The 25,140-nt window shown below is 62.8% G+C and carries 23 protein-coding genes; 17 read left to right on the top strand and 6 right to left on the bottom strand.

The window, feature by feature from the left end; all coding sequences use genetic code 11:
• Positions 1-138: 138 nt before the first annotated feature.
• The 5 genes from FHX06_RS06585 to FHX06_RS06565 all read left to right on the top strand — a co-directional run bounded on the left by FHX06_RS06585 (position 139) and on the right by FHX06_RS06565 (position 7,016).
• Positions 139-2,958 (top strand): ATP-binding protein, encoded by a 2,820-nt coding sequence (locus tag FHX06_RS06585; RefSeq protein ID WP_183878576.1) that lies wholly within the window; start codon positions 139-141, stop codon positions 2,956-2,958.
• A 147-nt stretch (positions 2,959-3,105) separates the two neighbouring features.
• The gene (locus FHX06_RS06580) at positions 3,106-4,101 is read left to right on the top strand and encodes an alpha/beta hydrolase (protein WP_183846275.1); all 996 of its coding nucleotides are present in this window, start codon (positions 3,106-3,108) and stop codon (positions 4,099-4,101) included.
• A gap of 167 nt (positions 4,102-4,268) precedes the next feature.
• Positions 4,269-5,435 (top strand): MFS transporter, encoded by a 1,167-nt coding sequence (locus FHX06_RS06575; protein ID WP_183878574.1) that lies wholly within the window; start codon positions 4,269-4,271, stop codon positions 5,433-5,435.
• An 83-nt stretch (positions 5,436-5,518) separates the two neighbouring features.
• Complete coding sequence (locus FHX06_RS06570; RefSeq protein ID WP_183878572.1) at positions 5,519-6,253, top strand: phosphotransferase enzyme family protein; 735 nt, start codon at positions 5,519-5,521, stop codon at positions 6,251-6,253.
• A 136-nt stretch (positions 6,254-6,389) separates the two neighbouring features.
• On the top strand, positions 6,390-7,016 hold the full coding sequence (locus FHX06_RS06565; RefSeq protein WP_183878570.1) for a LysE family translocator: 627 nt from the start codon (positions 6,390-6,392) through the stop codon (positions 7,014-7,016).
• A gap of 47 nt (positions 7,017-7,063) precedes the next feature.
• On the opposite strand, the gene FHX06_RS06560 is transcribed toward FHX06_RS06565, so the two are convergent.
• Entirely contained in the window at positions 7,064-7,714 is a 651-nt protein-coding gene (locus FHX06_RS06560) for a pyridoxamine 5'-phosphate oxidase family protein (protein WP_183878568.1), read from the bottom strand.
• A gap of 258 nt (positions 7,715-7,972) precedes the next feature.
• Between FHX06_RS06560 and FHX06_RS06555 the strand changes: the two genes are divergently transcribed.
• The 3 genes from FHX06_RS06555 to FHX06_RS06545 all read left to right on the top strand — a co-directional run bounded on the left by FHX06_RS06555 (position 7,973) and on the right by FHX06_RS06545 (position 12,681).
• Positions 7,973-8,524 carry a carboxymuconolactone decarboxylase family protein gene (locus FHX06_RS06555; protein ID WP_113016036.1) on the top strand — a complete coding sequence of 184 codons (552 nt, stop codon included), beginning with the start codon at positions 7,973-7,975 and terminating at the stop codon, positions 8,522-8,524.
• Between the two features lie 58 nt (positions 8,525-8,582).
• Complete coding sequence (locus FHX06_RS06550) at positions 8,583-9,434, top strand: helix-turn-helix domain-containing protein (RefSeq protein ID WP_183878566.1); 852 nt, start codon at positions 8,583-8,585, stop codon at positions 9,432-9,434.
• 634 nt (positions 9,435-10,068) lie between these two features.
• Positions 10,069-12,681 carry an autotransporter outer membrane beta-barrel domain-containing protein gene (locus FHX06_RS06545; RefSeq protein WP_246715504.1) on the top strand — a complete coding sequence of 871 codons (2,613 nt, stop codon included), beginning with the start codon at positions 10,069-10,071 and terminating at the stop codon, positions 12,679-12,681.
• Between the two features lie 19 nt (positions 12,682-12,700).
• Here the strand turns inward: FHX06_RS06545 and FHX06_RS06540 are convergent, their stop codons facing one another.
• On the bottom strand, positions 12,701-13,159 hold the full coding sequence (locus tag FHX06_RS06540; RefSeq protein WP_183878564.1) for an NUDIX hydrolase: 459 nt from the start codon (positions 13,157-13,159) through the stop codon (positions 12,701-12,703).
• A gap of 478 nt (positions 13,160-13,637) precedes the next feature.
• A complete protein-coding gene (locus FHX06_RS06535; RefSeq protein WP_183878562.1) occupies positions 13,638-15,140 on the bottom strand; it encodes a PLP-dependent aminotransferase family protein in 1,503 nt (500 codons plus the stop codon).
• A gap of 166 nt (positions 15,141-15,306) precedes the next feature.
• Here FHX06_RS06535 and FHX06_RS06530 point away from each other — a divergent pair, with 166 nt between their 5' ends.
• Complete coding sequence (locus FHX06_RS06530) at positions 15,307-15,927, top strand: C39 family peptidase (protein WP_183878560.1); 621 nt, start codon at positions 15,307-15,309, stop codon at positions 15,925-15,927.
• 80 nt (positions 15,928-16,007) lie between these two features.
• Entirely contained in the window at positions 16,008-17,075 is a 1,068-nt protein-coding gene (locus FHX06_RS06525; protein ID WP_183878558.1) for a D-alanine--D-alanine ligase family protein, read from the top strand.
• Between the two features lie 50 nt (positions 17,076-17,125).
• Here the strand turns inward: FHX06_RS06525 and FHX06_RS06520 are convergent, their stop codons facing one another.
• Entirely contained in the window at positions 17,126-17,839 is a 714-nt protein-coding gene (locus tag FHX06_RS06520) for a DJ-1/PfpI family protein (protein WP_113211575.1), read from the bottom strand.
• Between the two features lie 228 nt (positions 17,840-18,067).
• On the opposite strand from FHX06_RS06520, the gene FHX06_RS06515 reads away from it, so the two are divergent.
• The 3 genes from FHX06_RS06515 (at position 18,068) to FHX06_RS06505 (ending at position 21,940) form a co-directional block, all read left to right on the top strand.
• On the top strand, positions 18,068-19,474 hold the full coding sequence (locus FHX06_RS06515) for a DUF1254 domain-containing protein (RefSeq protein WP_183878556.1): 1,407 nt from the start codon (positions 18,068-18,070) through the stop codon (positions 19,472-19,474).
• A gap of 13 nt (positions 19,475-19,487) precedes the next feature.
• Complete coding sequence (locus FHX06_RS06510; RefSeq protein WP_183878554.1) at positions 19,488-20,519, top strand: DUF1214 domain-containing protein; 1,032 nt, start codon at positions 19,488-19,490, stop codon at positions 20,517-20,519.
• Between the two features lie 152 nt (positions 20,520-20,671).
• The gene (locus FHX06_RS06505; protein ID WP_183878552.1) at positions 20,672-21,940 is read left to right on the top strand and encodes a hypothetical protein; all 1,269 of its coding nucleotides are present in this window, start codon (positions 20,672-20,674) and stop codon (positions 21,938-21,940) included.
• 71 nt (positions 21,941-22,011) lie between these two features.
• On the opposite strand, the gene FHX06_RS06500 is transcribed toward FHX06_RS06505, so the two are convergent.
• Positions 22,012-22,212 carry a hypothetical protein gene (locus FHX06_RS06500; protein WP_112546581.1) on the bottom strand — a complete coding sequence of 67 codons (201 nt, stop codon included), beginning with the start codon at positions 22,210-22,212 and terminating at the stop codon, positions 22,012-22,014.
• Between the two features lie 124 nt (positions 22,213-22,336).
• Between FHX06_RS06500 and FHX06_RS06495 the strand changes: the two genes are divergently transcribed.
• Positions 22,337-22,777, top strand: coding sequence for a hypothetical protein (locus FHX06_RS06495; protein WP_112971898.1), 441 nt, complete (start codon positions 22,337-22,339; stop codon positions 22,775-22,777).
• Between the two features lie 57 nt (positions 22,778-22,834).
• Here FHX06_RS06495 and FHX06_RS06490 read toward each other — a convergent pair whose 3' ends face one another.
• Positions 22,835-23,044 (bottom strand): hypothetical protein, encoded by a 210-nt coding sequence (locus FHX06_RS06490; RefSeq protein WP_183878550.1) that lies wholly within the window; start codon positions 23,042-23,044, stop codon positions 22,835-22,837.
• Positions 23,045-23,202: 158 nt separating this feature from the next.
• On the opposite strand from FHX06_RS06490, the gene FHX06_RS06485 reads away from it, so the two are divergent.
• The 3 genes from FHX06_RS06485 to FHX06_RS06475 all read left to right on the top strand — a co-directional run bounded on the left by FHX06_RS06485 (position 23,203) and on the right by FHX06_RS06475 (position 25,100).
• Positions 23,203-23,589, top strand: coding sequence for a VOC family protein (locus tag FHX06_RS06485; protein WP_183846311.1), 387 nt, complete (start codon positions 23,203-23,205; stop codon positions 23,587-23,589).
• A gap of 300 nt (positions 23,590-23,889) precedes the next feature.
• On the top strand, positions 23,890-24,645 hold the full coding sequence (locus FHX06_RS06480; RefSeq protein WP_113117376.1) for an SDR family oxidoreductase: 756 nt from the start codon (positions 23,890-23,892) through the stop codon (positions 24,643-24,645).
• A gap of 50 nt (positions 24,646-24,695) precedes the next feature.
• Positions 24,696-25,100 (top strand): cupin domain-containing protein, encoded by a 405-nt coding sequence (locus FHX06_RS06475; RefSeq protein WP_183846312.1) that lies wholly within the window; start codon positions 24,696-24,698, stop codon positions 25,098-25,100.
• Positions 25,101-25,140 lie beyond the last annotated feature (40 nt).

Here is a 25,140-nt window from a genome sequence, read left to right as displayed (position 1 = left end):
GTGGAAGCTGCTTTACGGACATGCCCGCGAATGGCACGCTCCATCACAAGGCGACGCTTCGGCAGTTGCCGAACCATGGTCCGGGATTCGATTCGTGTGCATTCCTGCGCGCGGATCAGAGCAGGCAGCGTTAAATTGATGGCCAAGCAGTCGGAAAAGATCGGGGCGCCGCGGCGCAGACAAGGCAAGGGCGCTCCCGCCCGGTCTGCACGCGTCGCCGGCCCCGAATTCCTGCAGGGCCGGGATCGCGACATTGCCCTGATCGACAGATTGATTGCGCGGATCGACCAGGGCGGGTCGACGCTCGTGATCAGCGGCGAGCCCGGGATCGGAAAATCCGCACTTCTCGAGCAGGCCAGGCACCAGGCCCGCGAGCGCGATCTGACGGTCCTGAGCATGACCGGCGTTCTGGCCGAGGTTCATCTGCCCTTCGCAGCGCTCGAGCAGGCGCTCCGCCCGCTGATGAAGGAGGCCGCCAACCTGGTCCCCCGTCAGCGATCTGCCCTGTTCTCCGCTTTCGGCATGCATGATGACACGGGCCCACCCGACATCTTCCTGGTGGCGCTCGCGGCCCTGTCCCTTCTGACGGAAAGTGCGGCGCGAAGCCCCATCCTGCTCATTGCCGATGACGCCCAGTGGCTGGACGAGGCGACCTATGAGGTGCTGGCCTTCATCTCCCGCAGGCTGAGTTCGGATCCTATCGTTCTGTTCGTGGCCATGCGCGACGGCTTTGACCGCCTGTTCGACGATCCCTCCCACCTGCGGCTTCGGCTTTCGGGGCTCGGCGAAGCCGACGCCGAACACCTGCTGGACGCCCATGCGCCTGATCTTTCGGCCGATCTGCGCAGCCGCTTCCTCCAGGAGGCCGCGGGCAATCCCCTCGCCCTCCTGGAACTGCCGCGCGACAGGCGAGCGGCTGATATCAGGGATCCGACATGGCTTCCGCTGACGGAACGCCTGGAACGCGCCTTCTCGTCCCGTCTGGCAGATCTTCCCGCTGCAACCCGGATGCTGCTGTTCGTGGCGGCGGAAAACGACGGGACATCGCTCCACGAAATCCTGCGCGCCGGCAAAGCCGTATTGGGCGCAGAAGTGGACGTCAGTGCCCTGACGCCTGCCATTGCCGCCAGGCTGATCGACCTTGACGAAACGGAGGTGCGGTTCCGGCATCCGCTGGTGCGCTCTGCAATGCACCAGGCGGCAGATCTGGCGACGCGGCACAGGATCCATGCCGCCCTTGCCGCGATCGTTCATCAGGAGCTGGACCGGCATTTATGGCATCGAGCGGCGGCGACGATCGGACCGGATGAAGAACTGGCGGGCGAATATGATACGATGGCCGGCCGCGCCTTGCGCAAAGGTGCCGTCGCCATGGCAATCGAGGTTCTCGAAAGGGCGGCGGCGCTGAGCGGCACGCCGAAAGCCAGGAGCGACCGTTTCCTGCGCGCCGCCGAGCTTGCCGCCGATCTCGGCCAGCCGGACCTGCTGGAGCGTCTGCTGCGCCAGGCCAATGTCAGCGAGGCTGATCCTGTCGCATCGGCACGGATCGGCTGGTGCCGCGAGATGGGCCAGCCTCCGATGGTCAACGACCCCACGAAAATCCCCAGTCTGGTTGGCCTCGCCGCCGAGGCCCATGCTGCCGGCGCCACGGATCTGGCAAGCAACCTGCTCTGGCGCGCTGCCCAGCGCTGCTGGTGGAGCAATGCGCAGGCGGATCTTCGCAAAAGCATCCTGATGGCCGCAAACAGGCTCGACTTGCCCGACACCGATCCACGCCTGATCGCCATATCCGCTTACGTCGAGCCGCTTCACCTCGGCGGCGAGATATCGGGCAGGCTCAAGCAGCTTGCAGGCACGAGCAGCGGCAATCCGGTCGCGGCGCGCATTCTCGGCAGTACGGCCAATGTCATCGGCGCCTTCGACCTCGGCGTCGGTTTGCTGACCTATTCGGCTGCCGCCTTGCGCGATCAGGGGCGGCTCAGCGACCTCGCGCGTGTGCTCTTTGCTCAGGCCTGGGCAGAAATGGAAGTCGGCGACTGGACGGGCGCGATGCGGGAGGCCGAAGAATCCGTTCGCTTCGCCGAAGAAACGGGAGGCACGCTCTGGATTGCCGCGGCCACGATCGTCAAGGCGAGGCTTGCGGGCATGATGGGCAATCTGGACCAGTCGCAAGCGTTTGCGGCCCAGGCCGAGCGCCTGGTCGTCTCTGTCGGCGCGAGCTTCCTGCTGGCAATGCTGCAGATCGCGCGCGGCACGGCCGCCATCGGCGCGGGCCGGCATTGGGAGGCCTATGAGCATCTGCGGCGTCTTTTCATCCCTGCCGATCCGGCCTTCAATTCCGGTCTGCAATTCTTCGGTCTCGCCGATTTCGTGGAGGCCGCGGTCTTCTCCGGGCATGCCGAAACGGCCGAGGAGGTGATCGAGGAGATGCAGCGTGTCGCCGGTCCGTCGCCAGTGCCCTGGGTCGAAACGATGCTGTCCTACGGCAGGGCGCTGCTCGCAACACCCGAGGAGGCCGAGCGGTTCTATCTGCAGGGTCTCGGGCCGGGCGCAGGCAAATGGCCTTTCCTGAGAGGACGTCTTCTGCTGGCCTATGGCATATGGCTGCGCCGCCAGCGCCGGTCCGCCGATGCGAGAGCGCCTTTGCGCGAGGCCCGCGACATCTTCGATGCGCTGAGCGCCCTGCCCTGGAGCGAGCGTGCGCGCGAGGAACTGCGCGCTTCGGGAGAAGCGAGCCGCAAGCGGACCGAATATGTCTGGGAAATGCTGACCCCACAGGAGCTGCACATTGCCCAGCTTGCCGCCGAAGGCCTGTCGAACAAGGAAATCGGCGCCAGGCTCTATCTGTCGCATCGCACGGTCGGCTACCACCTTCATCGCATCTTTGCGAAGACCGGCGTCACGTCGCGCTCGGCGCTGCGTCCCATTCTGACCGACGCCATCACGCCTGAAAGCTGACCACCGACCTGTCACCGGACTGGTCATTTGACAGAAGCGAAAGCTCCTGGCCGGGGGCTACCAATGCGGCTGCGTGCAACCTTCCCGGAGAGAAAGACCGTGAAACTCTTGCCCCTACTCGCAACCCTCAGCCTTGGAGTAAATCTCATGATTCAGCCCGCTCAAGCGGCGCCGGACGCTGCCACCGACCCGCGGATCGACCCCCAGGTCCGCGCCTTCCTTGCCGAGATCAACAAGGATCCAAGCCCGTTCTGGGAACTGCCGCAGCCCAAGCCCCAGGAGATCCTGACCGGGCTTCAGAACATGACGCCGGTCGACATGTCGGGCGTGACCACGACGGAGCAGACCATCACCCAGGATGGTCAGAGCGTGAAGATCTACATCATGAAGCCCGAGCACATCACCGGCAAACCCGGCGTGCTGCTCTTCATTCACGGCGGCGTCTGGATCGTCGGCAATTATGAAAATCATCAGCGCCTGCTGCGCGATCTCGTGGTCGGCTCCGGTCAGGTCGGCGTCTTCGTCGAATATACGTCCCTCCCCGAGGCACGTTTCCCCACGCAGCTCGATCAATCCTATGCCGCGCTGAAATGGGTGGCGGCACATGCCGATGAATTCGGCGCCGATGGCAGCCGCATCGCGGTCGCCGGCAATTCTGTCGGCGGTAACATGGCCGCCGCCCTGTCCATCATGGCCAAGGACCGCAACGGACCGAAGATCAGCTTGCAGGTTCTGATGATCCCGGCGACCGATGCCAGCGTCGATACCGGCTCCTATCACGAATATGGAGAACAGCGTTTCCTGGCGCGCGCCTTCATGAAATACGGCTGGGATCTCTACGCGCCTGACGCCAAGACCCGCGACAACCCCTATGTATCGCCGCTGCGCGCCAGCATCGACCAGCTGAAGGGCCTGCCGCCGGCACTCGTCATCACTGCCGAGAACGATCCGTTGCGCGACGAGGGCGAGGCCTATGCCCGCAAACTGAAGGAAGCCGGCGTGACCGTGGCTGCCGCCCGCTACAACGGCACGATCCATGACTTCGTCCTGTTGAACGCGATCCGCAACGTGCCTTCCACGCAAGCCGCGATCGAACAGATCAGCGACAATCTGCGCCGCTATCTCGAACCCGCAACGCATTGATCGATGCGGCGACGCGGCGGCCATCAGTGCGCCGCGTCGCCGGCTTCCATCGATCCTGTCCGCACCTGTGCCGCGTGCTGAAGCAGCTCAAAAGATCAAATGATTGAATGGCACACATCGACCGGAGACGATTGGTCGCATGATCGGGCTCTGATACCAGAGAGCGGATGACCGCACGCCCGAAGACCTCATTCCTGTTCACCCTGATCGCCAGCGGAACCGTGCTCGGTATCGCCGGCACCGATCTGGTGCTTCCGGCCGTCCCGAGCCTGCCGGGGCAGCTCGGCGGAAGCATCGAGATTGCCCAGCTCGTGCTGGCCGCCTATGCATTCGGCACGCTGGTCGGGCTCATCGCCTTCGGCGAGCTCGGCGCACGCTTCGATCCGCGCAAGCTGCTGATCTGGTCGCTTGCGCTCTTCGGCATTGCGTCGCTGGCGGCCGCGGAATCTCCCTCGATCGATTGGCTGATTGCCCTGCGCTTTGCCCAGGGGGCCTTCGGCTCCGGCCCTGCCGTCTTTGCGCCCGGTTTCATCCACGGCCTCTATCCGCATGACAAGGCGGCCGCCGCCATGGGGCGGCTCGGCTCGGTCGAGTCCCTGGCGCCGGCGCTGGCGCCGATTGCGGGCGCCTGGCTGCTGGAGTTCGGAGGCTGGGAGATTTCCTTCGTGCTTCTGGCGGCATCCGCGGCGCTGATAGCGGCAGCCGTCTTCTGGCAGCGCGCCGCCTTCCCGCACCCGCAGCAGATGGAAGAGCATCACAGCTATCTCGCCATATTGAAGAATGGCGAATTCCTCCTCTATGCCGCCAGCCAGGCCCTGTCGCTCGGCGCGCTCCTGGTCTTCGTCTTCGGCCTGCCGGCTGTGCTGACCGGCCCCCTCGACAGGGGAATCGGGGATTTCGTCGTCCTGCAGGTCTGCGGCATAACCATGTTCATCCTGGCCGCGAATTCCTCCGCCTGGCTCGGCGCGAAATTCGGAACGCTGAGAACGATCCGCATCGGGACGGCGATCATGCCCTGCGCCTTTCTCGCCATCTTCGCCTATGCTCTGACCGGCGCGTCCAGCCTTTTCGTTCTGGTCCCGCTTTGGGCCGCCTTGAATTTCGGCTTCGGCATCCGCGGGCCGATCGGCTTTCATCGGGCGATATCGGCTGCCCGCGGCGATCATTCGCGCGCCGCCGCAATCGTCATCGCCGCGATCCTCGGCATAGCGGCGCTCGGAACGACTGCCGTCGCGCCCTATATTTCCGTCGGCCTCTGGCCGCTGGCGATTGCCGGTGCGGCAATCTCGATGCTTGCGCTGCTTTCGCTGATCCCGCTCAAGGGCCACGATTGAAGGCCGCTCGCGAGTACATCGTGACGTCGTAAACTTTCGCCATGTCTCAGGTCATTCAATCTTGACCGCCAGGAATATCGCCAATGGGATGGGAAGCACTCGGGCAATGGGGCGAAGACGCGGTTCGTATCGAACCGCTTACGGGTGGAGTTGCCAACGACGTATGGAGGGTCCGCATCCGCGGTCAGGTCGCGGTCGGCCGTCTCGGCTCCAGGAGTGACGTCGATCTCGCATGGGAAACCGCGCTGCTCCAACATCTCGACCGGGAAGGCATGGCCGTCCCGGTGCCGATCCCGACGAGCGACGGCCGGCTCTTCGCCGATGGTCTGGTGGTGATGAAATACATGGAAGGCGGACCTCCGGAGACGCATTCCGACTGGCGTCGCGTCGCCGACACGCTCCGCGAGCTGCACCGGTTGACGCAGGGCTGGCCGCAGCGGCCGGGCTGGCGGTCGTCGACCGATCTCCTGCATGCCGAAACCGGAACGAGGATCAACCTCTCCGCAATGCCGCCCGAGGCCGTCATCCGATGCCGGGCCGCATGGGCGCGCCTGGCCGGACGCCGGACCTGCGTCGTCCACGGCAACCCGAACAACCCTGGCAACATCCGCATGACCGGCGAACAGGTCGCCTTGATCGACTGGGACGAGTCTCACGTCGATGTGCCCGACCTCGACCTGGTACTGCCCGGCAATGCCGCCGGTCTCGACGACGGCGCGCATGACATTGCCGCGCAGGCATCAGCCGCATGGGAGGCCGCCGTCTGCTGGCGGGACGAGTACGCAGTCAGGCGGCTTGCCGAGGTTCGTCCGGTCTGAGCCGTTTCGGCAGATCGACAGGCGGATAGCTCTCACCGGCGCGGACCTGTTTCGGATAACGCTGTGTCCACGCCTACGCCGATGGTTTCGCCCACGCTCGCGTGCTATTGGGCGTCAGCCGCAGGAGTTTCCGACATTGCTTTCGCTTGAGACCGTCATCACGTTTGCCGCCGCAGCCACTGTTCTATGCTGGGTACCCGGCCCCGATAATCTGTTCGTGCTGATGCAGTCGGCGATCTATGGCCGGGGTGTCGGGCTGTCGGTGACGGCGGGCCTGTGCGTCGGCCTCATCTTTCACACCGTCGCCGTGTCGCTTGGTGTCGCGGCAATTTTCCAGACGTCGCAATTTGCCTTCGATGCACTGAAGTTCATCGGTGCCGGCTATCTTGTCTACCTCGCCTACAAGGCCTTCCGGGCCGTGCCGGACGAACTCGAAGCCGGGACCGCGAAAGCCAAGCCCATGTGGCAGATGATGGCGCGCGGCGTCGTCATGAATGTCACGAACCCGAAAGTCGCAATCTTCTTCCTGGCATTTCTGCCCCAGTTCACCTCCACCGCCAATGGCAGCATCGTTTTCCAGATGCTCCAGCTCGGCGGCATATTCATCCTCTGCGCCTTTACCTCTTTCGCCGTCATCTCGCTGCTTGCAGGGTCGATCAGCGCCTGGCTGAAGCGCTCCGACAGAAGCCAGGTCATTCTCAATCGCATTGCCGGCCTCGTCTTCGTCGGACTCGCCGCAAAGCTCGCGACGGCTCATCGCTAGGCGCGCCTCGCACGCCTTTCACGTTCGCCACGCCGAACGCTTCCCCGTCAATAGAGCGACGTCCTGTAGGCCTCTTCGAGCGCGTCATCTATCTTGCGCATTTCGCCGTCATCGGCCGGAGCGCCGGTCGTCTGGTCCAGGATGATCTTCGAAAGCGAGGGCATCTCGTTGCGATCCTGGAAGTGCTCCGGATCCCACAGATGCGAGCGCCGGAATGCCTTGGCGCAATGCAGGAACACCTCGCCCACCCTGACCAGGATCGCAAGCTTCGGCACGCGTTCGCCGACGCCCATATCCGCGAGGATGCCAGGGTCGGTCACCAGCCTCGCCTCGCCGTTGACGCGAAGCGTGTCGTCAAATCCGGGGATGATGAAGAGCAGACCGACGCTCGGATTGGTGAGAATATTGGCCAGCGTATCCAGCCGATTGTTGCCCGGCCGGTCCGGGATCGCCAGCGTGTGCGGATCGAGGATCTTCACGAAGCCGACCGGGTCGCCACGCGGGCTGACATCGGCCTTGCCATCCCGGTTCTGGGTGCCGATACAGATGAACGGCGATCGCCGGATGAACTCCTGGGCATGCTTGTCGAGCGCACCCATGCATTTCTGCGCCGCCAGCGCATGCGTCGGCTGAAACAGCTTCCGAAGCGCCTCCTCGTCCCCCACGACAAACTTTGGATCGACACTGAACTCCGTCATCGCATCTGCCTCCCACAGCATCCTCTTGTCGGACGATCGCTCGCCCTTATATGACGTACGTACCTCAAATATAGGGTATTCGTCAAGGCGCGCTATCCCGCCGGCCGGCCTCGGCGTCATGACCGGCAAGGTTTGAACGCATCTTGCCGGCGGCTATTACCTCCCTGTTAATTGCTGCAATACCGGGTTTTTCAGATGTTCGGTCAGGCGCGGCCATGGGAGCCGTAAGCCCCAACCTGATATCTGAAAGGTCATGCAATGACTCGTTTTCCGATCCATAGCCTCGAAACGGCGCCTGCCGCATCGCAAGCCGCCCTGCGCGGTCTCAAGGATGCCTTCGGCTTCATCCCAAATATCGCGGGCGCCCTGTCGACATCGCCCGTTCTCATCAACTGCCTGGCAGCGCTTTTCCAGAATGTGCATGGCGGCAGCTTCACCGAGCCGCAGATCCAGGTGCTGCTGCTGACCAACGCCGTGACCAACGCCTGCGAATGGGCTGTCGGCTTTCATTCGTTCCTGGCAATCGAGAACGGCATTGCGGCCAGCGATGTCGACGCCATTAGAAACGGCGGATTGCCGGCCGAACCGAAGTCGGCAGCGCTTTCAAACCTCGCCCGCACCTTGATCGAGACCCGCGGACGATTGACCGAGGCGGACGTGGGCGCGTTTCTTCAGGCCGGCTTCGACGAGAGCAGACTGCTCGAGGTGATCGCCGTCATCGCCGCTTCTGCCATCACCAACTATGCCGGCAGTGTCACCCGCCCTGCCCTGGAGCCGCCCTTTGATGCCTACGCCTGGGTAAAGCCCTGATATAGAATGCGCTCGGCCGCCCCGGCGGCCAGCCTTCCGTCAGGATCGATCGCACGCCATGACCACAGCTTCAGACGTCTCACGGCCTTTCCATCCCGCGTCAGCAGGCATGCTGCTGCGCCAGTGGCGGGAAATCCGCGGCAAACCGCAGCTGGAACTCGCTCTCGATACCGGCATCTCGCAAAAGCATGTGAGCTTCGTCGAAACCGGACGAGCGACACCGAGCCGGCAGATGATCATCGATCTTGCCGACGCTCTGCAGATACCTTTACGCGAGCGCAATGCCATCTTCCTTGCCGCGGGATACGCGCCGGTTTACCGCGACGACCCGCTCGACGCCGCCTCGATGCAGGGCATCCATCGCGCGGTCAGGCGAATGCTGCGGCAGCACGAGCCATTTCCGGCAATCGCCATGGATCGCTATTGGAACGTGATCGAGACGAACGTATCGGCCCCTGCCTTCTTCAACCGGTTCATCGATCTTTCGCGGTACCCCCGGCCGCGCAATCTCCTGCACCTGATGTTCGATCCCGAGGGCATGCGGCCCTTCCTGATGCGCTGGGAGGAAACAGCCCGCAGTCTTCTGTCGCGGGTCAGAAGGGAAGCGATCGGTCATGTCTCCGACGAACGCACGCAGGCGCTCATCGCCGAACTGATGGCCTATCCCGATGTCCCGCAGGACCCGCACTCCGGACCGGTCCCGGATGCCCTGCCCATGATCCCGCTCAGGTTCCGGACCGAACGCCATACGCTCAACCTCTTCTCGATGATATCAACGGTCGGAACGCCGCAGACGGTGACCGCCGAGGAAATACGCATCGAAACGATGTTTCCGGCCGATGACCAGACCGAAAGCGTCTATCCGGACTTCATGAGCGGAAATGACCTTGCCGGCCAAGATCGCCCTTGAGAACCGGCAGTGTCCTGACCGCATAAACTGCTGCCGCAGATCGCCGGATCGGGGTCACCGCAACAGCACGATGGAAGAGAGCGCGATGACCGACAGGCCGCCGCCGATGACGAAACCTGAGAGCACCGATCGGGTGCGAGATTGGCAGCGCGCAGCGGAATGCGCCCGGCCGACAGAAAGCCGGCGGAGGGACCTTCCCTTTGCCAGACACAGCGATGCGTTCAGCAGGATCGCCGGTCACACCAGCTGCATCGCGACACCACGCCCGCAAGGAGTCACCGACTGCACCCTAGATATAAGGGGGCATGACTTTTGATGGCAAACGTCATGCCCGATTGTTTTATTCTCGCTTAGGTAGATGCTTTCAGCCTCACTGAGCGCGGTGCTTTCGCCCCCGCCTCACGCCATCCGCCCGATTGCAGGCGGCAATGGATAAGAATTTAACATATTGATTTATATTCGTTTTGCGAATTTTCCGTAAGTTGCGATCAGCCTACTCTCATTTCCAACCCGCCAGAAATTACTATTTTCCGCATTCAGCAGGTACGGTACGGAAACGTAGAAAAGCAACTAATCCTTGTTGTCGCCTGATTCCATGCGGCGTTTTATTTCCATCAATTTAAAGGGGTCAGACATGCGTGGCAGCGTTGTCGACACGAAGGCTTCCAGGAAAGCAAAACTTTTTGCGGGCGCAAGTCTTGCGACGCTGGCACTCGCCTCCTGTCTGTTCTCCCCGATGTCGGCGGTTGCGGGTAATTACACCGCCAGCAATGCCACCGAATTCGCCAACGCGGTTACAGCCGCCAATGGCGACCCCGATGGCAGCGCGACGATCACGCTGACGGGCAATATCGCAGGAACCATTGCCGCACTGCCCAATGCCACGAAGCCGATCAGCATCAATACCAACGGCTTCACCATGACCGGCCTGCAGATGATAACGTCCAACGGCAATACTCTGACCTTGTCCGGCACTATCGTCGGCAACATTGCTCAACGCGGGTTTTGGTACAACAGCGGCACTCTTGCCTCGTCATTGGTCAACAACGGTTCGATCACCGGCGGCGCCGACGGAAGCTCGACCACCAGTTCCGGCGTCGCCTTCGCCGGCCCCGGCACCTTCATAAACAACGGAACGGTAAAAGGCGGCTCCAATGGCGGCGCAGGGTCTGGCGGTGAGGGAATTAACGCCCTCCGAGCGCTCGCGGTCACCAATAACGGCTTGATCCAGGGCGGAAACAGCGTCTCCGGCACCGGGGGCACCGGTGTCAATCTGGGCCAGTTGGCCACGGCCGCCAGCCCGGCCTCCCTGACCAACAATGGCACGATCCGCGGCGGCAACGGCGGCGCCGGTGGGGGCGTAGGCGTCCGTCTGGGGGTCGGCGCGACCTACTTCGAAAATAACGGCACGATCGTTGGCGGGAACAATGCTGCCGGGATCATCGTCCAGACGCCGAGTGCCCTGATTATCAATAGCGGAACCATTCAAGCCGGCGCCGGCGGCAGCAACGCGATCTCCGTTGTCGCAGGCGCCACGACGCTGGAGCTTCACGCCGGCTCCAACATTATCGGCAACGTCGTTGGCGGCGCGGGTGTCGATACCTTCCGCCTCGGCGGCGCGGGCACTGACAGCTTCGACGTATCGAAGATCGGCGCAGCAGCCCAATACCAGAACTTCGACAGGTTCGAGAAGACCGGCACCGGCACATGGCTTCTGACCGGCAACGGCTCGGCGACAACAGACTGGACCATCTCAGATGGCACGCTGCTGATTGGCGATCACACAACCCCGACCTCTGTTATCGGCGACATCACCAATGCCGGCACGCTCGGAGGCAGCGGCACCATCATTGGCGACGTCGCCAGTTCCGGCACGGTTGCCCCGGGTAATTCCATCGGCACCCTGACCATCGCCGGCAACTACACCGGCAATGGCGGCACGCTTGCGATCGAGAGCGTGCTCGGCGGCGATGCCTCGTCGACCGACCGGCTCGTGGTGACGGGCAATACGGCGGGCACCACCAATGTGCGCGTCACTAATCTCGGCGGCGGTGGGGCGCAGACCGTCGAAGGCATCAAGATCGTCGATGTCGGCGGCACCTCGGCCGGCAGCTTCTCGCTGCTCGGCGACTATGTTTTTCAGGGCGATCAGGCCGTTGTCGGCGGTGCATACGCCTATCGGCTCTATCAGAACGGTATCGCGACCCCTGCTGACGGCGACTGGTATCTTCGCTCGGCACTCATTGATCCCTCGGGAGTGGCAATCGGCCCCCAGTACCAGCCCGGCGTTCCGCTTTACGAGGCCTATCCGCAGCTGCTGCTCGCCCTGAATGGGCTTTCCACGCTGCAGCAGCGCCTCGGCGACCGCTACCGAACGGAAGGCAACAAGGCGACATCGGCCAAAGGGCCCGACAATGTCTGGCTGCGCGCCGAGGGCATGCATGCGAGCATCGAGCCCGACAGCAGCACCGCCGTCGACAGCTACGACTACGATCTGTTCAAGCTGGAGGGTGGCCTGGATGGCGAACTCTATCAGGATCAGAGCGGCCGGTTGATCGGCGGCCTCACCGTCCACTACGGTACGATATCAGGCGATATCGACTCCTTCTACGGTAATGGCGATATCGACACGACAGGCTTCGGGCTTGGCGCGACGCTGACCTGGTATGGCGATAACGGCTTTTATGTCGACGCCCAGAGCCAGGCCACCTGGTATGACACCGACCTGAAATCCGACCTCCTCGACGGCGCCATGGAAAGCGGCAACAATGGTTTCGGCTACGCGCTGAGCCTTGAGACCGGACGGCGCTTTGCGGCCTCCGGGCCGTGGTCGGTCACGCCGCAGGCCCAACTCATCTATTCCTCCGTCGACTTCGACACGTTCAATGATCGCTTCGGCGCACGGGTATCGCTTGATGACGGCGACAGCCTGATCGGTCGGCTCGGCGTGGCGCTCGATCACGAGGAGACAATGCAGCGCACCGATGGCCAGACGGCACTGGCGAAGGTCTATGGCATCGCCAATCTCTACGGCGAGTTCCTGGATGGCACCGCCGTCGATGTCTCCGGCACCGGCTTTGAAAGCAGGAACGACCCTGTCTGGGCCGGCCTGACGTTTGGCGGCTCCTACACCTGGAACGACGAGCGCTACTCGCTCTATGGCGAAGTCGCCGCAAAATCCTCGCTGAAGGATTTCGGCGACAGTTACGCTTTCAGCGGCACCGCGGGCCTGCGCGTGAAGTGGTAGATGCGGCAAAAGCGTTTGCTCATTCGGCCAGCAGAGTGGACGTCAGTAGCGCTTTCAGGCCTTTTGGATAAAGGCCTGGCGAGCCGTCGAGATCAAGCGTTTTCGGGTCATACCATCGAGCGACCCCGAACGTTCCATCGCTCTCCTGGAAGGTGATCACGTCCTGACCCTGATAGTCATTCGAGACGAAGCCGATCTTGAAGATGAACATGATCTCGTGGCCGCTCTCGCCTTCGAAGACATATATGTTTTCCATGACAAGCGGCCCTGAGAAAACCTCGACCTCCACGCCGAGCTCTTCCCTGAATTCGCGCCTCAAAGCAGCTTCCGAGCCCTCGCCGAATTCAACACTGCCGCCGAGCGGACGCACGCCGGCAACCCGCCCCTTCTTGTCATAGACCTCGGCCGCCAGAAGACAGCCGTTGCGCCAATGGAGACCAAGAGCTTTCAGATTGATTTTTGTACGGGGGGAACTCATGGGATTTTTGCACGCAAGAGGAACATTGCGCGCAAACTAGAAGAGCAGGCCGATGGCCGCAATGGGCAGTTGCAATTCTGATGTGAACGACCCCACGCGGAAAGAGCCGATAGCGTTCATCGCAGTGCTGCAGGCGAAGAACGCGCCGCCTCCCTGGACGGGATAAAGGTGGCTGCCCGCACCGCTCCTCCGTCAAGTCAGAAAACGAACAAGGCGGTGCGCTCGCGGCCCCCTCATCCGCCCTTCGGGCACCTTCTCCCCGATGGGGCGAAGGGATCTCGTTGCAAAGCCTCTCGCTCGTCTCTAAGCATCTCTCGTTGCAAGCCGTGCCGCGTGCTCCCCCTTCTACCCAGCGGGGAGAAGGTGCCCGAAGGGCGGATGAGGGGGCCGCGGACGCACTCCCTTGCTCGTTATCCGACCTGGCAAGGTGATGGGGCCACAACCCTAATAGACGCACGGTTCTACGGTTCTGCGGCCCTCACCCTCCCGCCAAAAACGTCCCACCCTCGAAAACCTCGGCAAGCACCCGCGTCCCCATATCCGCCTCTTGTTCCGAAAGCCCCGAGAACCCAAGCAGCAGCCGCGACCGATCCGTCGAAACCACATTCATGCGCGACAGCGGCATCACCACCACGCCCCTTTTCAGCGCCGCAGCAGAGACGGCGGTGTCATCATTCCAGCCGCCCGTGCTCCGCACCGTCAGATTGATCCCCTGATCCGGCAGCAGCACGCTCACATGCTCCCCCAACCGCTCCCGCAGAAACCCCGCCAGCATGTCGCGTGATGCGCGCAGCCGTTCGCGCAGCCGCCGCAGATGCGCCGGGAAATAGCCCTCCTCCAGGAAATCGGCGATCACCCGCTGCTGGAAGCTTGGCGGGCAGCGGTCGACGGCGGGGCGCACGGCGCGGAAGGCGGGTACCAAGTCGGCGGGGACGACGAGATAGCCGATGCGCAGGCTCGGCAGCAGCGCCTTGCTGAAGGTGCCGGTATAGAGAACGCGGCTCGCCTTATCGAGCCCGTGCAGCGAGGCGATCGGGTGGCCCTGGTAGCGGAATTCGCTGTCGTAATCGTCCTCGATGATCCAGCAGTCGTTCTCCTCCGCGTAAGCGAGAAGCCCGAGCCGGCGCGAGAGCGACAGCACCGAACCGACCGGATACTGGTTGGAAGGCGTGACGTAGAAGGCGGCGGGCGGCGCGATCGTGCCGTCGAGCAGCCGGACAATATCGATCCCGTCTCCGTCGACCGGCAGGCCGGTGACTTCGATGCCGTTCAGCGCCAGGCATTGCCGGGCCGGCGGATAACAGGGATCTTCGACGACGGCCCGGTCACCCGGCGTCATCAGCACGCGAAAGGCAAGGTCGAGCGCCTGCTGCGTTCCCGCCGTGATGAAGATCTGCTCCGGGCTGCAGCGCACCCCGCGCGAGACGGCGAGATGGGCGCTGATCGCCGCCCGCAGCGAATATTCGCCCTGGATATCGCCATAGCCTTCGAAGGCATAGTTCATATGCCGTGTCGCGATGCGGTTCAAAAGCCGTGCCGTGCGCTCGTCATGGGCGATGCGGCCGGTGACGAAGGGCAGCGCCTTCTGCGGCTCCAGGCTCGGCCCGCGCGTAAGGATTGCCGTGGCGGCGGCCGACACGCCGCGGCGGATCGGCTGGCTGCTGCCTGCGCCCGGCGGTTCGATGCGCGCCGCCCCCTCGGGAATGGACGAGGCGATATAGGTGCCGGAGCCGTGGCGGGCGACCGCAAAACCTTCGGCAATCAGGATCTCGTAGGCCTCCGCGATCACGCCGCGCGAGACCGCCCATTCCGCAGCGGCAAGCCGCGTCGACGGCAGCCGCTGCCCGCCCGAAAGCCGCCCTTCCGCGACGGCATTCCGTAACGCAAGGTAGAGCTGGCGCGGCAAGGGCGCCGATGACGAGGGATCGATGTCAGGCCGGAACGCCGCCGATGGCCCCTCGCGTCTTCTCACAGCAGTCATCAGGTCTCCTGCGTCCATGCACTTGTTCCCGTGGTTCATCTCGCCTGACGCGATCCAAGTGGCCCACAGGAACATGACAAAGTGGCTCTGTCAAACACATCGGAATTGCATCTAGTATGAGCCACTTTCTAACGGGATTCGCATTGCAGTGCCTGACGGAGACGACATGGATCATCGAGAACTCGACGTGCCCTATTTCAGCCAGTGGGAAACGCCCGAGATGACACTGCCGGTGCTGGCCGAAGGCGCCGTTGCGCTGCACCGCGATGCCAACTGGAAAAACTCGGGCGCAGAAACGATCGAGGAATATGCGCGCTGGGCAATCAATGTCTGCGGCATGGCCTGCCTGAAAATGATCCTTGCGGCCCGCGGCGAGGCGCATCCGATCCTCTCGCTGGCGAGGGCCTGCACCCGCTATGGCGGCTATGTCGTCAACGAGGCCGATGCCTCGATCAAGGGGCTGATCTATGCGCCCTTCGTCACCTTCGTGCGCGAGCGCTTCGGGCTTGTCGCCGAGGTGCGCACCGGGCTCACGACGCAAACCATCCCCGAAATCCTCGCGACCCATCGCTTCTTCATCGCCTCGGTCAGCAGCTCCATCCGCTGGCCGGAGCGCGAGCCGCCGGGCAAGGGCGGCCACCTGGTGCTGGTGACGGCCGCCGATGAAGACAGCGTGCGCTTCCACAACCCTTCCGGCCACGAGCGCGCCACCCAGGCCGATGTCACCCGTCCGCTCGCAACCTTCGACCGCTTCTTCGCCAACAGAGGCATCGCGGTCAGCTTCTAGAGGTTTTGTTTTCGCGCAATTCCGGAGGCAGAACCGCTGCACACTCTTGCCGGAATTGCTTACTTTTCAGGAGAATTCCAATGAGCCCTTCCCCATCCAGGCTGTGCATCGCCGTGCTTTTCGGCGGCCGTTCCAGCGAACACGACGTCTCCGTCATGTCGGCCACCAATGTCATGCGTGCGCTCGACCCGGAAAGATACGACGCCCTGCCCGTCTTCGTCACCAAGGATGGACGCTGGCTGCAAAGCCGCTTTGCCGATGGCGAACTCGCCAAGCCCTCTTCCGGCACCGAACTCTGCCTCCTGCCGGGCGGCCACGGCCGCCTGCTGGCGATCGGTCCCGACGGAAAGGCGACCGAGGCCGGCAAGATCGACATCGTCTTCCCGGTGCTGCACGGCCTGCATGGAGAGGATGGCGCGGTCCAGGGCCTCTGCCAGGTGGCGCGCGTGCCGCTCGCCGGCTGCGGCATCCTCGGCTCGGCAACGGCACTCGACAAGGATATCGCCAAGCAGCTCCTGAAGGCGGCAGGCCTGCCGGTGGCCCGCTCCGTGACGCTCGATCAGGACAGCCCGCCTGCACTCGAAACCCTCGAAGCCGCGCTCGGCCTGCCGGTCTTCATCAAGCCCGCCCGCCAGGGCTCCTCCGTCGGCGTGCGAAAAGTCTCCGGCAGCCAGGAATTCGCCCCTGCCCTTGCTGATGCCTTCAGCCATGACCGCAAGCTGATCGCCGAGGAATTCATCGCCGGCCGCGAGATCGAATGCAGCGTGCTGGAGGATACGAAAGGCGGCCTGTTCGTCTCCCGCCCCGGCGAGATCGCGCCCGCCGAAAGCCACGGCTTCTACAGCTACACCGCCAAATATCTCGACGAGAATGGCGCTGCCCTGAAAGTGCCGGCCGAGCTTCCCGCCGATGTCGAAGCGAAGATCCGCGACATGGCCGCCCGCGCCTTCCGCGCACTCGGCTGCGACGGCATGGCCCGCGTCGATTTCTTCCTGATGGAAGACATGCGCTTCGTCGTCAACGAGGTGAACACCATTCCGGGCTTCACCGATATCAGCATGTATTCCAAGGCGATGGCCGCAAGCGGCGTGGCCTATGCCGAGGTCATCGACAAGCTGGTGGAGCATGGGCTGGCCAGAGGGGCGTGAAGCTTGTCTTCCCCCTTCTCTCGCCGGGAAGAAGGGGCGGAAGACCCCGCTCACCGCAAAGCCAGCGCCTCCAGCGCCGCCCGCATCCCGCCATGCGCGGCACCATTGCGCTGGAGCATCAGCGCCTTCGCTGCCTCGCTTGCCTTGTCGGGATGGCCGCCATCGAAGGGTGGTGCGGGATCATATTCGATACCGAGCTGGATTGCCCGGGCGACATCGCCGCCGGCAAGTTCGGCGATGATGGTGAAGGCGAAATCGATACCGGCCGTGACCCCGCCCGAGGTGATGATATTGCCATCGCGCACGGTGCGCGCCTTCTCATGTGTCGCGCCGACGAGCGGCAGCAGATCCGTATAGGCCCAATGCGTCGTCGCCCGCCGCCCCCGGAGCAGGCCGGCGGCGCCAAGCAGGAAGGCCCCGACGCACACGGATGTCGCATATTGCGCCTGCCGCCCCTGGTGGCCGATGAAATCCACCGTCTCGGCATCGTCGAGTGCATCGACGACACCGGCGCCGCCCGGAATGCAGATCAGGTCGAGCGCCGGGCAGGTCTCGAAACTCTGCCCCGGAAGGAAGCTCAAACCCCGATCGCTCGCCACCGGCTCCAGGTTCTTGGCGATGACATGCGTCTTGACGTCAGGAAAGCGCGATGGAGCCGTCAGCGACGGCGGTGTTGAAAGCCGGCTGAGCACCTCGAACGGCCCGGTGAAATCGAGCTGGGTGATGCCGGGAAAGATCACGAAACCAATGTTGAAATCAGCCATGCCACTCCCCCCGAAATGATGCATGCGATTGCCTGGACGATCATCGCATTTGCCGCCCGTGGCTGCAATGGCGAGCTGTTGCGGCCGGCCCTGCCCGTCCACCTGCCGAGCATGCGTGGCCCGCACGCTTACACCCCGATTTACACCGGCATTTACGGTTGCGTACTTCCGCCGGCAGTTTCAGCCGTGGCACCCTTCGGCCCCGGAGCTCTGGGCTGGAGGTGACGCATGTTGCGCCTGCTGTTTGCATTGACGATCAGCCTGCTATCGGCGGGTGCGGCTGCCGCGCAGGACCATTCCGCGGCGCAGGAAGTGGAAGAGCGCCTGGCGCGCAGCCGGGCGACGGAAGCGGTGATCTGGGGCATGCCGGCGGTCAACACCCTGCTCATGTACGACCAGATGATCGCGGCCGGCGGCAAGGCCGGCGAGATCATCTATTGGGGCCGGCCGCTCGACTGGCACAATCAGACGCTGACGCCCAATCCCGATACGCTCTATTTCATGGGCTTCTACGATCTCGGCAAGAGCGGCCCTGTCGTGGTGGAGATTCCGCCCGCCGGCGACGACGGCTCGCTCAACGCCAATTTCGTAACCCTGTGGCAGACCTCGCTCGAAGATGCCGGCCTGCTCGGCATCGACAAGGGCGCCGGCGTCAAATTCGTGATCACGCCGCCGGGCTTCGAAGGCAAGCTGCCCAGGGGCCTCCAGCGGCTCGCCGCCGACACCAATACCGGCTATTTCCTGATGCGCTCCAACCTCAGGAGCCATGGCGAGGCAGATGTCGAGAAATCGATCGCCTATGGCAAGCGCGTCAGGTTCTACCCCCTGTCCGAGGCAAAGGCGCCTCCGCAGACGGTCTACCGCGACATCAAGGACGCCGACTTCGATTCAACCATCAAATACGATCCGAGCTTCTTCACGCTGCTTGACCGTGTCGTCCAGAGCGAGCCCTGGCTGCCGCGCGACCGGGCGATGATCGACCAGCTGCGCTCGATCGGCATCGAAAGGGGCAAGCCTTACGCGCCCGATGCCGCAGCAAGAAAAGCCCAGGAGGAAGGCATTGCCGATGCCAGGGCCTGGCTCGAGGCGCGTTATGATGCGGGCTTTCCGGCCTTTTTCGAAGGCACGCACTGGACCATGCCGGCCCTGCCGGATGCCGTTCAAGGCCAGTCCACCACTTATGCCGAACCGGACAAATATGCCGTGGATGCACGCGGCATCGGCTACAGCTACGCCTATATCGCGATCAAGCGGCTTGGCGTCGGCCAGTTCTACCTGATCAACATCAAGGACAAGACCGGCAAGAGCTATGACGGCGCCCGCGCCTACAAGCTGCATGTGCCGGCCGATGTGCCGGTAAAGCAATATTGGTCCGTCACCGTCTACGACCGTGAGACGCACGCGCTTCTGAAGGGCGCCGATCGCGCCAGCCGCGCCTCCAATGCCGCCGAGATCAAGAAGAATGCCGACGGATCGGTGGACATCTATTTCGGGCCGAAGGCGCCCGAAGGCATGGAAACGAACTGGGTGCCGACCATTCCCGGCCGCCAGTTCGAGCTGATGTTCCGCCTCTACGGGCCAACGCAGCGCCTGTTCGACAAGGCCTGGACGCTGGCGGATGTCGAACCGATGTGAGGAGAGCAAGGTTATGGCTGCGAAGAAGACAACTCTCACTGCCGCGTCGGTCGCACTGCTCCTCATGTCGGGCGCAGCATCCGGCGCCGATCCCATCAAGGTCACACCGGATAATTTCGTGCGCGCCGAGAGCGACATGTACATGGCGGCATCGTCAGGGGAAGCCGGTCTCGGAAAACTCTTCCACCGCCGCGAACCCTTCGATGTGAAACACCAGACGGTCGTTCGCGGCAATCGCGACACGCTCTATTCCAGCGGTGTCTTCGATCTCGATGCCGGACCAGTGGCGATATCAATGCCGGATGCGGGAAAGCGCTTCATGTCGCTGATGGTTGTCAATGAAGACCACTATGTCACCGATGTCTTTCACGGGGCCGGCAGCCACACATTCACAAGAGATGGCGTGGGCACGCGTTACGTCCTGATTGCCGTACGCACCCTGATCGACCCGACCAAATCAGGCGATGCCGACGAGGTGCACAGGCTGCAGGATGCCATCAAGCTCGATCAACCAGGCGGGCCTGGTACGCTGGACATGCCCGCCTGGGACAAGACGAGCCAGGATACGGTGCGCAACGCGCTGCTGGCGCTCAATACGACAATGGAGAGTTTCAACAAGGCCTTCGGCAAGAAGAGCGAGGTCGATCCCGTTCATCACCTGATCGCAACGGCCGCCGCCTGGGGCGGCAATCCGGACAGCGAAGCGACCTATCTGAGCGTCACGCCCGAGAGGAACGATGGCAAGACCCTCTACAGGCTGCATGTTCCCGGTGACGTGCCGGTGGACGGTTTCTGGTCGATCAGCCGCTACGACGCGGCAGGCTATTTCGTCGAGAACCCGTTCAACGCCTATTCGGTCAACAATATCACCGCCGCCAAGGGCGCGGACGGCTCCGTCGACATCCAGTTCGGCGGCTGCGACGGCAAGCTTGCAAACTGCCTGCCGATCGAGGCCGGCTGGAACTACACGGTCCGCCTTTACCGGCCGCATCAGACCATTCTCGACGGAAGCTGGAAATTCCCGGCTCCGCAGCCGGTGGACTGAACGGGCAGCATGCCGCCGCCTCGAAAGACCCTTCCTCAACCCATGACCGATGGATGTGGTTTTGCGACTATTGGCAACTTTAACGGGCCGACTGGGGAATTGTTAATGCCAGGCTGTTAACACCCGCCACCATCGCAATGATGGATTAGAGCATGCAGCCAAATACTGATTGCAAATCTCCGGGCTCAAAGCTGGCTTACAGGACGCTTGGCATATTGGCGGGACTCGCCTTCTTCGCGGTCGGATCATCGCCGCTTGCGGCGCAGGGTACAGCTCCTGCGCCAGTCACTGATAACGCCGGAACCGTCGGCGAACGCGTGCAGGCCGCGACAGAGGCGCTGGTGCAGATGTTCGATTTCGGTGCGGATCTAGGCCCGAAAACGCTCATCGAGACCTTGCCTGGCGACTGGGCGATATTGCCGCCGGATCACGGCCTGCCGGCAAACAAACTGAAGACGTGGTGCAAGTTCAACAGCGTCAATCTCAAGCAAACCGATCCACGCTATCCGATCTTTGACGGTCAGAGGGGCCCGGAGGGCATCGCCAGGCGATTTGAATTGCGCCTGTCTGTCGGTGCAGCCATCTACTGGATCTCCAATGTTCAGGATGAGATGCATGTGCTGGGTTACGACAAGCCCGAAGCCACTGAAATGGCCGGCACGCGGCGCAACCTGGTCATAAAGAACAGCGTTCAGCAAGGCGAGGTCTTTCCGGTAAACGATGATGTGGTCGGCTTTATCAATCCAGCCACCTCCACCACGCCGACTTTTCTCGTCCGATGCCCGGGTGAGCCCGAGGATACGGCAAGGACCGAACGAAATATCCAGACCGTGAGCACGATCGCGGAAACGCTAGCGCAACGTGCCGCGTTTTTCTCATATGGCCCGGATGGGTCGGTCCCCTTTGTCAGCAAGATGCAGGGCAGCTGGACATTGGTCGATGAACCCGCCCGCCCCGAGGTGCGAAACCAAACACTCGCTGAGCTATGTCATATCCGCCGCGTCGAGATGCGCCCGGATCATCAGCCTCTGCCGATCCTGACCGCGCACGTCGCCGACACCTCTTCGGAGCAGGATCGCCCGGTGCCGGCATTGCAGGATGAATTCGAATTGCGGCTCGCCGGTGACGGTGAATTGTTGCGGGTGGCCCTGCATGATCCGCTTACCGAGGTGAAACAGGATCCCGAACGTTTTCGCGCTCCACCCGCTGCGAAAGACGACCTGGTGGCCAAACGCCTCCAACAGGCAGCCATTGCGCGCTACCGTCAGGCGACATTGTCCTTCGTATCGCCGGTGACGCTTGTTTCGATCGACGACGACACGTTTATTGAAACCCCGAAGAACCCATGGAGCCAGGCTTCCAGCTACGGCACTGGGCCTGCAGCCTTCAAACGGTATTGGATGAGATGCCCTGAAGACTGACCTGCTGCAATCGTCGCCGTGCCCGTCGGCGATCCGGCAAGCGATAACGACAGGATGGGCGAGGTCTTCGGTCACTGCGCAATCGGCGAGGCCTGATCCCGAAGCTGCGCCCCCGCCGCGAGCATGATCTCGAAAAACCGCGGCAGCGGGCGCAGGCTGTCGAGGTCGTTGTCGTTTTCCATCCATACCAGCAACTCCGGGCCGCTATTGCCAAACACGCGACCTTTGGCTTTCGAAAGCTCTTCACCAACGGAAACGGTCGGGTGCGTCATCTCCCCGCGCCCTGAAACGGCCTTGGAACTAATGACCTGCGAGACTGTTCAAGCTATGACGTTGAGACGACGCTGACGTGCCCGGCTGACTGGGTAAGCGGTGCTTTTTGAGGAGCCTGTCATCATGAAGATTTCGTCCAGATTTCGTTCGGTCGCCGTTGCCGTCATTGCCACTGCGGGAGTTGGCTTTGCCAGCACCGCGCATGCCGATAGCGGTACGATCCGCTTCTCCGTCTACAAGGCCGCCTTCTTCGTCGGCGGCTCCGGAGGCGACGGCACGCTGACCTTCCATGGTCACCGATATCCAATTTCGATCGGCGGCATTTCGGGCGGCCTCGCCTTCGGTGCTTCCAAGACCTATTTCCAGGGTACCGTGAGCCACATACGCCGCGCTCAGGATGTGACGGGTGTGTACGGTGCGGCGGGCGGCGGCGGCGCGCTCGGCAAAGGAGCCCAGGTGATCGTCATGACCAATGACAAGGGCGCTCAACTGGAACTGACAGGCAAGCAGGTAGGCCTGCAGATCAACGCCGATATCAGCGGCATGAGCATCTCGGTGAAGTAAGGCCGTCGCTCGGCCTGGCGCCAGGGACGGTCATTGCAAGCTGATATCTCCGGCGCCCTATTTCCAGGCGGGTTCGTTTTTCTTCTCGTAGTCGCCAAACGCCTTCTTCAGCCCGCCCAGCACTTCGGCTGCGGTCTCGAACATGGCCTTCAGCTGCGGCTCGTCGACATCGACGATGTCTTGCCGCAGATGGTCCATCATTTCCTGAAGGCGCATCTGCATTTTCTGCGTATGGCGTCGCGGATCGCGATCGGCTTTGTTGTCCATCGGCAATCTCCTGGGGCTCTGCGAGCCAAACCTTCGACCACCGGTCCCGGTTCCCGATATCGCGCACCACGGCTACAAGGTCCCGTCCGGGACGCTATATCCGATGCCATGTCCTGCCTTGTCCGCTACCGCCAAGCCTATCCGAAGGAGGATTTGATATGGCTACCGTCAGCGTTCGTTATATCGTCGACGACGTCGATGCAGCGATTGCATTCTATACGCAGTCGCTCGGCTTCGCGCTTACCATGCACCCGGCTCCGAGCTTCGCCATGTTGACCCGGGGTGATCTGCGCCTGCTCGTGAACGGCACGACGGGCCCCGGCGGCGCCTCGCAGCCGATGCCGGACGGGCGACGGCCCGAGCCCGGCGGATGGAACCGCATCCAGTTGGAGGTCGAAAACATCGAGACCGAGGTCGCGCGCCTGAAGGCATCAGGCGCCGGCTTTCGCAACGACATCGTCGTCGGGATCGGCGGCAAGCAGGTCCTCGTCGAAGACCCGGCCGGCAATGCGATCGAATTGTTCGAGCCGCCGAAAAAGCAGTAGAAGCAAAGCACTACACAGCATCGTTTATACGATGGTTGAGATTCCCTTCCGCGGCTTTCGACCTGATGCTGTGCCCGGACCGCAAGCGAGCGGCGGGTTCCGCCAAATATGGTTGCCCCCGATCGCATATGGGAACAATATACCTCCGCGATGCGAGATTGCCCCTCGGCCGAAACCGACCGAGGCGACGACAGTCGATGTGTTCCACCTATCCAGACATTGAAATTCTCGCGGCTGTGTCGGTCTTGCGATCCTAACCTGGAACTCCGGCCCAAGAGGGCCGCGGGAGGAGAACCTGTTATGAAAATCGTCCTTATCGGAGGCACCGGCCTCATCGGATCGAAGACCGCGGCGCGTCTGCGCGAGAAGGGCCACGAGGTGCTGGCCGCTTCCCCTAAAACCGGCGTCAACACCATCACCGGGGAAGGATTGGCGAGCGCGCTGGCCGGGGCAGACGTGGTCGTCGATCTCTCGAACTCGCCGTCCTGGGAAGATCAGGCGGTGCTGGACTTCTTCGAAACATCGAGCCGTAACCTGCTCGCCGCAGAACGCGACGCCGGCGTGAAACACCATATCGCGCTCTCCATCGTCGGATCGGAACGGCTGCCGCAGAACGGCTATTTCAGGGCCAAGCTTGCCCAGGAGAGGCTCATCAAGGCATCCGCCATTCCCTACACGATCATTCATTCCACCCAGTTCATGGAGTTCCTCAAGGGCATCGCCGATGAAGCGACCGTCGGCACTGTCGCCCGGCTCTCGCCCGCGGCCTTCCAGCCGATAGCCTCTGACGACGTTGCCGACATCGTGGCGGACGTCGCCCTTGCAAAGCCGATCAACGGGATGATCGAGATCGCAGGCCCGGAACGCTTCGGCATGAACGAGATCATCGGCCGTTACCTGAAGGCGATCAACGATCCGCGCACGGTCGAGGCGGATGTCCACGCGCGCTATTTCGGCTCGGAGCTCGACGATCGCTCGCTCGTGCCGGACGCCGGCGCGAGGCTCGGCAAGATCGGTTTTGCAGACTGGTTTCGCCTGTCCGGGCAGCCCCGCTAGCCGGGGCTCCCGACACGCATTTTTGCACGGCAACGAAGAGGGTTACGACGATGAATTCTGCCCTATCCGCATTGCTGGTGGCAGCCGGCATCTGCCTCTCCGGCACTCTGGCTATCGCCGCCGAGGACACGGCGAAGGTAAAATCGCTCATGAGCAAGGATCTTCCCGACTATCCGGGCAAGGAAGGTCTCATGATCTCGGTCGATTACGGGCCCGGAGGCTCCTCGCCCATTCACAAGCATGAGGCGGACGCATTCGTCTACGTGCTGGAAGGCTCGATCGTGATGCAGGTCAAAGGCGAAAAGGAAGTGACCCTGCATCCGGGCGATACGTTCTACGAAAGTCCTTCCGACATTCACCTGGTCAGCCGTAACGCCAGCAAGACGAAACCGGCAAAGTTCATCGTCGTGCTGGTCAAGAAAAAGGGCGCTCCGGTGGTGATGCCCGTCAAATGACAGCGCGACAGCGCCGGCCGGAAGCCCGGAAGGCCTGATG

Source organism: Rhizobium sp. BK512, assembly GCF_014194915.1.
Classification (GTDB): Bacteria; Pseudomonadota; Alphaproteobacteria; order Rhizobiales; family Rhizobiaceae; genus Rhizobium.
This window is presented reverse-complemented; position numbering and strand designations above follow the sequence as displayed.

What these genes read in the sequence shown, in the direction of transcription:
- FHX06_RS06580 (WP_183846275.1), top strand. Translation starts at nt 3,106, where the DNA reads ATGATTCAGCCCGCTCAAGCGGCGCCGGACGCTGCCACCGACCCGCGG.
- FHX06_RS06530 (WP_183878560.1), top strand. Translation starts at nt 15,307, where the DNA reads ATGGATCATCGAGAACTCGACGTGCCCTATTTCAGCCAGTGGGAAACG.
- FHX06_RS06540 (WP_183878564.1), bottom strand. Translation starts at nt 13,159, where the DNA reads ATGAGTTCCCCCCGTACAAAAATCAATCTGAAAGCTCTTGGTCTCCAT.
- FHX06_RS06550 (WP_183878566.1), top strand. Translation starts at nt 8,583, where the DNA reads ATGACCACAGCTTCAGACGTCTCACGGCCTTTCCATCCCGCGTCAGCA.
- FHX06_RS06515 (WP_183878556.1), top strand. Translation starts at nt 18,068, where the DNA reads ATGTTGCGCCTGCTGTTTGCATTGACGATCAGCCTGCTATCGGCGGGT.
- FHX06_RS06525 (WP_183878558.1), top strand. Translation starts at nt 16,008, where the DNA reads ATGAGCCCTTCCCCATCCAGGCTGTGCATCGCCGTGCTTTTCGGCGGC.
- FHX06_RS06560 (WP_183878568.1), bottom strand. Translation starts at nt 7,714, where the DNA reads ATGACGGAGTTCAGTGTCGATCCAAAGTTTGTCGTGGGGGACGAGGAG.
- FHX06_RS06475 (WP_183846312.1), top strand. Translation starts at nt 24,696, where the DNA reads ATGAATTCTGCCCTATCCGCATTGCTGGTGGCAGCCGGCATCTGCCTC.
- FHX06_RS06490 (WP_183878550.1), bottom strand. Translation starts at nt 23,044, where the DNA reads ATGGACAACAAAGCCGATCGCGATCCGCGACGCCATACGCAGAAAATG.
- FHX06_RS06535 (WP_183878562.1), bottom strand. Translation starts at nt 15,140, where the DNA reads ATGACTGCTGTGAGAAGACGCGAGGGGCCATCGGCGGCGTTCCGGCCT.
- FHX06_RS06575 (WP_183878574.1), top strand. Translation starts at nt 4,269, where the DNA reads ATGACCGCACGCCCGAAGACCTCATTCCTGTTCACCCTGATCGCCAGC.
- FHX06_RS06545 (WP_246715504.1), top strand. Translation starts at nt 10,069, where the DNA reads ATGCGTGGCAGCGTTGTCGACACGAAGGCTTCCAGGAAAGCAAAACTT.
- FHX06_RS06480 (WP_113117376.1), top strand. Translation starts at nt 23,890, where the DNA reads ATGAAAATCGTCCTTATCGGAGGCACCGGCCTCATCGGATCGAAGACC.
- FHX06_RS06555 (WP_113016036.1), top strand. Translation starts at nt 7,973, where the DNA reads ATGACTCGTTTTCCGATCCATAGCCTCGAAACGGCGCCTGCCGCATCG.
- FHX06_RS06505 (WP_183878552.1), top strand. Translation starts at nt 20,672, where the DNA reads ATGCAGCCAAATACTGATTGCAAATCTCCGGGCTCAAAGCTGGCTTAC.
- FHX06_RS06520 (WP_113211575.1), bottom strand. Translation starts at nt 17,839, where the DNA reads ATGGCTGATTTCAACATTGGTTTCGTGATCTTTCCCGGCATCACCCAG.
- FHX06_RS06570 (WP_183878572.1), top strand. Translation starts at nt 5,519, where the DNA reads ATGGGATGGGAAGCACTCGGGCAATGGGGCGAAGACGCGGTTCGTATC.
- FHX06_RS06510 (WP_183878554.1), top strand. Translation starts at nt 19,488, where the DNA reads ATGGCTGCGAAGAAGACAACTCTCACTGCCGCGTCGGTCGCACTGCTC.
- FHX06_RS06585 (WP_183878576.1), top strand. Translation starts at nt 139, where the DNA reads ATGGCCAAGCAGTCGGAAAAGATCGGGGCGCCGCGGCGCAGACAAGGC.
- FHX06_RS06495 (WP_112971898.1), top strand. Translation starts at nt 22,337, where the DNA reads ATGAAGATTTCGTCCAGATTTCGTTCGGTCGCCGTTGCCGTCATTGCC.
- FHX06_RS06485 (WP_183846311.1), top strand. Translation starts at nt 23,203, where the DNA reads ATGGCTACCGTCAGCGTTCGTTATATCGTCGACGACGTCGATGCAGCG.
- FHX06_RS06500 (WP_112546581.1), bottom strand. Translation starts at nt 22,212, where the DNA reads ATGACGCACCCGACCGTTTCCGTTGGTGAAGAGCTTTCGAAAGCCAAA.